The organism is Tabrizicola sp. (assembly GCF_036781545.1).
GTDB lineage: Bacteria > Pseudomonadota > Alphaproteobacteria > Rhodobacterales > Rhodobacteraceae > Tabrizicola.
This window is the reverse complement of the sequence record NZ_DAIQAT010000209.1, coordinates 1-4,908: the sequence shown is the minus strand read 5'-3', so window position 1 is coordinate 4,908 and position 4,908 is coordinate 1. Positions and strand designations below refer to the sequence as shown.

The following is a 4,908-nucleotide window of genomic DNA, read 5'->3' as shown; positions in this document are numbered from 1 at the left end:
AGATGCCCGGCCATCGGGAAACCCATGACACCCAAGCCAAGAAATGCCACTTTCGCCATATGCGCCCCCTGCGTGTTGCCCTTCATCGGCGCATCGACTAGGAACCGATCCGCCTCCCGCCGTCAAGGACAGGGCCCCATGGACAACCCCAAATGCTGACCGCCTTTCGCTGGCTGATCCGGATCGTCGCCGGGCTGATCGTGCTTGGCCTGATCGCGGCCTGCCTCGCCTATTACATCCTGTCGCGGTCGCTGGTGGACTATGACGAGGATTTCACCGTGCGCGGCATCTCGGCCCCGGTGGAGATCGTGCGGAACAACGACAACGTGCCGCATATCTTCGGCAAGACCGACCGGGACGTGTTCTTCGCGCTGGGGTTCGCCCATGCGCAGGACCGGCTGTGGCAGATGACGATGCTGCGGCGGACGGCGCAGGGGCGGCTGTCGGAAATCTTCGGCCCGGCGACGGTGAAGGTGGACGAGCTGATGCGGCGCTATGACCTGTATGGCCTGGCGCTGCAATCGGTGCAGGCGCAGGATCCCGAGACGCTGGCGGCGCTGGAGGCCTATTCGGCCGGGGTGAACGCCTGGATCGAGGAGGTGAACAAGGGTGCGCGGGGCCGCGGTGCGCCGGAGTTCTTCCTGTTCGAGCCGGAAATCTCGGCCTGGGCCCCGGCGGATTCGATCGCGATCCTGAAGCTGATGGCCCTGCAGCTGTCGAGCGCCTTGCAGACCGAGGTGCTGCGGGCGCGCGTGTCGCTCTTGCTGCCGCCCGCGCGGTTGGCGGACATCCTGCCCGACGATCCGAGCCAGGGGGTGGCGGCGCTGCCGGATTATGCGTCGCTGGTGCCGGGGGTGGTGCCGTCCTCGAAGCCGGTGGAGTTTGCCGAGGGGCCGTTCTCTCCGGTGGCCGATCCGGGGATGGCGGGGGCCTCGAATGCCTGGGCGGCGATGCCGGGGCGGTCGGCGGCAGGGGGCAGCCTTCTGGCCAACGACCCGCATCTGAGTCTGACGGCACCGACGATCTGGTATCTGGCGCGGCTGGAGCTGTCGACGGGGGGGGTGATCGGCGGGACGATCCCCGGCGTGCCGCTGGTGCTGGTCGGGCGCAGCGACAAGCTGGGCTGGGGGCTGACCACGGCCTATGTCGACGATCAGGACGTGGTGATCGAGGCGCTGAACCCGGAAAATTCCGAGGAGTACAAGACGCCGGAAGGCTGGGCGCGGTTTCAGAGCCGCCAGTCGATCATCAAGGTCAAGGATTCCGAGCCGGTGACGCTGACGCTGCGCTGGTCCGAGCACGGGCCGATCCTGCCGGGGGGGCATTACGACCTGGGGTCGATCACGCCGGGGGGGCATGTGGCGGCGATCAGCTGGACGGCGCTGACCGGGGCGGACACGTCGATCAGCGGGGCGATGGCGCTGATGCGGGCCGGGACGGTCGATCAGGCGATAGAGGCGGGGCGGAAGGTGGTGGCCCCGGCGCAGAACGTGATGCTGGCGGACGGCACCGGGATCGCGCTGCAGGTGATGGGGGCGATCCCGGCGCGGGATGCGGGGCATCCGTCGCAGGGGCGGCTGCCCGCGCTGGGGTCGGATCCACGGGTGGGCTTCAAGGGGGTGCAGCCCTATGAGGAGAACCCGAGCTTCCGCGATCCGGCCTCGGGCCTTCTGGGCAACACCAACAACAAGACGGTGGACCGGCCCTTCCCGAACCATGTGAGCTTCGACTGGGGCGACACGCAGCGCATCCAGCGCTGGCTGACGCTGATGAAGGCGCGGGGGGTGCATACGCGGGAAAGCTTCATCGAGGCGCAGCTGGATACGGTCAACCCGACGGCGCGGTCGCTGCTGCCGCTGATCGGGGCGGACCTGTGGTTCACCGGCGAGGCGGCGCCCGAGGGCACGCCGGAACGGCTGCGGCAGCGGGCGCTGGTCCTGCTGGCCGAGTGGAACGGCGAGATGAACGAGCATCTGCCCGAGCCGCTGATCGCCGAGGCCTGGCTCAGGGCGTTGCAGAAGCGGCTGATCCAGGACGAGCTGGGGGCGATGGCGGAGAACTTCACCCATATCTCGCCGGTGTTCATCGAGCGGGTGTATCGCAACGTCGGCGGGGCGAGCGTCTGGTGCGACGTGATCCAGTCGGCGGCGGTGGAAAGCTGCACCGACATCGCCCGGATCGCGCTGGACGAGGCGCTGCTGGAGTTGACCGAGAAATACGGGCCCAACCTGGAAAGCTGGCGCTGGGGCGATGCGCACCAGGCCACGCATGACCATCCGGTGCTGGGGGATGTGCCGATCCTGAAGTATTTCGTCAACATCCGGCAGTCCACCAGCGGCGGGGACGACACGCTGATGCGCGGCGTGACGCGCGGCGAGGGGCCGGAGCCTTATCAGAACGTACATTCGGCGGGATATCGCGGGGTCTATGACTTCGCCGACCCGGATTCCTCGGTCTTCATCATCGCCACGGGGCAATCCGGACACCCCCTGAGCCGCCATTACGACGACCTGGGCGAGTTGTGGCGGCGGGGGGAATATATTCCGATGTCGCTGGATCCCGAGCTTGCCCATGCGGCGGCGGCGGGGGTGATGGTGCTGACGCCGGAGGGGCAGTGATCCGGACCGAACGGCTGTTGTTGCGGCGGGCGCGTTGGGAGGACCTGGACGCCGTGCACCGGCTGCTGTCCGACCCGCGCGTGATGCGCTACTGGTCGCGGCCCGAGCACGAGACACTGGAGGAGACGCGCCACTGGCTGCGGTTCATGGTCGAACCTGCGGCGGACAGCATGGATTTCCTGATCGAGAAGGACGGCGCGGTGATCGGCAAGGCTGGGGCCTGGCAATTGCCGGAGGTCGGGTTCCTGCTGCACCCTGACCATTGGCACCAGGGGCTTGCCTTCGAGGCAATGACGGCGGTGATCGGCCATGTCGAGGCCGAGCACCCTGCCCTGCCTGCCTTGACGGCGGAGGTCGATCCGAGGAACGCGGCCTCGCTGCGGCTGCTGGACCGGCTGGGGTTCCGCGAGACGCATCGGGCGGAGCGGACGCTGCTGTGGAAGGACGAATGGTGCGACAGCATCTATCTGGCGCGACCGCGCGGGGGACCGGCGGTCTGAGCGGGTCGGGACGGTTTTCAGATTGAGCGGCTGGCGCCGCAAGCCTTTGTCTCGCGCTTTTGCGTGAAGAACGCAAAAGCCCTCGGGTATGCGCTCCGCGCGGGGATATTTGCGCCAGTATGAAAGCGCGTCAGAGGCGCCGAGCCTGCGGTCTTTGGATGCCGGAGATGCCTTCGGCGAGGATATTTCGACAAAGATGAAAGGCGGGCTGCGGGCGTCCGGCGTCAGAGGTCGCGGAACCGCTTTTCCTGCCAGGCGGTCCAGCGGACGGAAAGCTGATGGCCGTCTTCGGTTTCCGTTTCCGACTGGACCACGCCTTCCTGATGCAGCCAGGCGCGTTTGCGGCCTTCGCTGAAGCCCAAGGTGAGCACACGCTCGGATTTCTCTTCGTCGAAGGACCGGGAGATGGCGGCGAGCAGGCTGTCGATCCCCTCGCCCGTGATGGCGGAGATCGGGAAGACGTTGGTCCGGGCCTCGGCATTCACCGCAAGGGCGGCGCGGGCGGAGGGGTCGACGAGGTCGAGCTTGTTCCAGACCTCGAACTGCGGGACCGAGGGTTTCACGCCCAGCGAGGCGAGGATTTCGGCCACGTCCTGCGCCTGTTCGGCGCTTTCGGGGTGGGAAATGTCGCGGACATGAAGGATCAGGTCGGCCTCCAGCACTTCCTCCAGCGTGGCACGGAAGGCGGCGACCAGCTGGGTCGGCAGGTCGGAGATGAAGCCCACGGTGTCGGAGGCGATGATCTTGCGCCCGGACGGCAGGACGATGCCGCGCATCGTGGGGTCGAGCGTGGCGAAGAGCATGTCCTTGGCCATGACCTCGGCCCCGGTCATCCGGTTGAAGAGGGTGGACTTGCCGGCGTTGGTGTAGCCGACCAGCGCCACCAGCGGGAAGGGCACCTTGCGGCGGGCGGCGCGGTGCAACTCGCGCGTGCGGACCACCCGGTCGAGCTGGCGTTTCAGGCGGACGACCTGATCGTCGATGGCGCGGCGGTCGCTTTCGATCTGCGTCTCGCCCGGGCCGCCGACGAAGCCGAAGCCGCCACGCTGGCGTTCAAGGTGGGTCCAGGCGCGGACAAGGCGGGTGCGCTGGTAGCTGAGGGCGGCGAGTTCCACCTGCAGCACGCCCTCGTTGGTGCGGGCGCGGTCGGCGAAGATTTCCAGGATCAGCGAGGTGCGGTCGAGAAGCTTGACGCCCCATTCCTTTTCCAGGTTGCGCTGCTGGACCGGGGAGACCGTGCCATCGACGAGAACAAGGTCGATCTCCAGCTCTTCGAAGCGGGTCTTCAGCTCTGCCACCTTGCCGGAGCCGAGGAGCGTGCCGGGATGGACGCGGGCAAGGCGGACGACCTCGGAGCCCTGCACGTCAAGCTCTGGCAGGGCGGCGGCCAGCGCCACGGCTTCGGCGAGGCCATGTTCGGGCAGGCGGCGCGACTTGGCCGATTTCAGCGCCGGGTGCAGGACATAGGCGCGCGTCGCGGCAACGGCGGTGTCGCGCAGCCGCTGCCCTTCACGCGGGGCGAGCAGGTCGTCATCGTCCTGGGGGTCGCGTGAGATCAGTCTTCCCCTTCGTAGAGGCTGATCGGCGCGCCCGGCATGATGGTGGAGATCGCATGCTTGTAGACAAGCTGCGACTGGCCATCGCGGCGCAGGAGCACGCAGAAATTGTCGAACCAGGTGATCACGCCCTGCAGCTTGACGCCGTTGATCAGGAAGATCGTTACCGGAACCTTGGCTTTGCGGACATGGTTGAGAAAGGCGTCCTGCAGGTTTTGCTTGTCAGCGGCCATC

Annotated in this window: 5 protein-coding genes; 3 read left to right on the top strand and 2 right to left on the bottom strand. The window is 67.4% G+C overall.

What is annotated here, in order from left to right; all coding sequences use genetic code 11:
* The first annotated feature begins 152 nt into the window (after nt 1-152).
* Together V7Q39_RS19220 and V7Q39_RS19215 are read left to right on the top strand one after the other, a co-directional pair.
* Nucleotides 153-2,618: a penicillin acylase family protein gene (locus tag V7Q39_RS19220; protein ID WP_333818221.1), complete on the top strand. Its 2,466-nt coding sequence runs from the start codon at nt 153-155 to the stop codon at nt 2,616-2,618.
* Nucleotides 2,615-3,118, top strand: coding sequence for a GNAT family N-acetyltransferase (locus tag V7Q39_RS19215; protein ID WP_333818220.1), 504 nt, complete (start codon nt 2,615-2,617; stop codon nt 3,116-3,118). The genes V7Q39_RS19220 and V7Q39_RS19215 overlap by 4 nt, the downstream gene beginning before the upstream one ends.
* Before the next feature lie 224 nt (nt 3,119-3,342).
* Here the strand turns inward: V7Q39_RS19215 and hflX are convergent, their stop codons facing one another.
* On the bottom strand, nt 3,343-4,542 hold the full coding sequence (gene hflX, locus V7Q39_RS19210) for a GTPase HflX (protein ID WP_333818222.1): 1,200 nt from the start codon (nt 4,540-4,542) through the stop codon (nt 3,343-3,345).
* Here hflX and V7Q39_RS19205 point away from each other — a divergent pair.
* Nucleotides 4,444-4,671, top strand: coding sequence for a hypothetical protein (locus V7Q39_RS19205; protein WP_333818219.1), 228 nt, complete (start codon nt 4,444-4,446; stop codon nt 4,669-4,671). The genes hflX and V7Q39_RS19205 overlap by 99 nt on opposite strands.
* 2 nt (nt 4,672-4,673) lie before the next feature.
* Here the strand turns inward: V7Q39_RS19205 and hfq are convergent, their stop codons facing one another.
* On the bottom strand, nt 4,674-4,907 hold the full coding sequence (gene hfq, locus V7Q39_RS19200) for an RNA chaperone Hfq (RefSeq protein ID WP_008028786.1): 234 nt from the start codon (nt 4,905-4,907) through the stop codon (nt 4,674-4,676).
* Between the last annotated feature and the right edge of the window lies 1 nt (nt 4,908).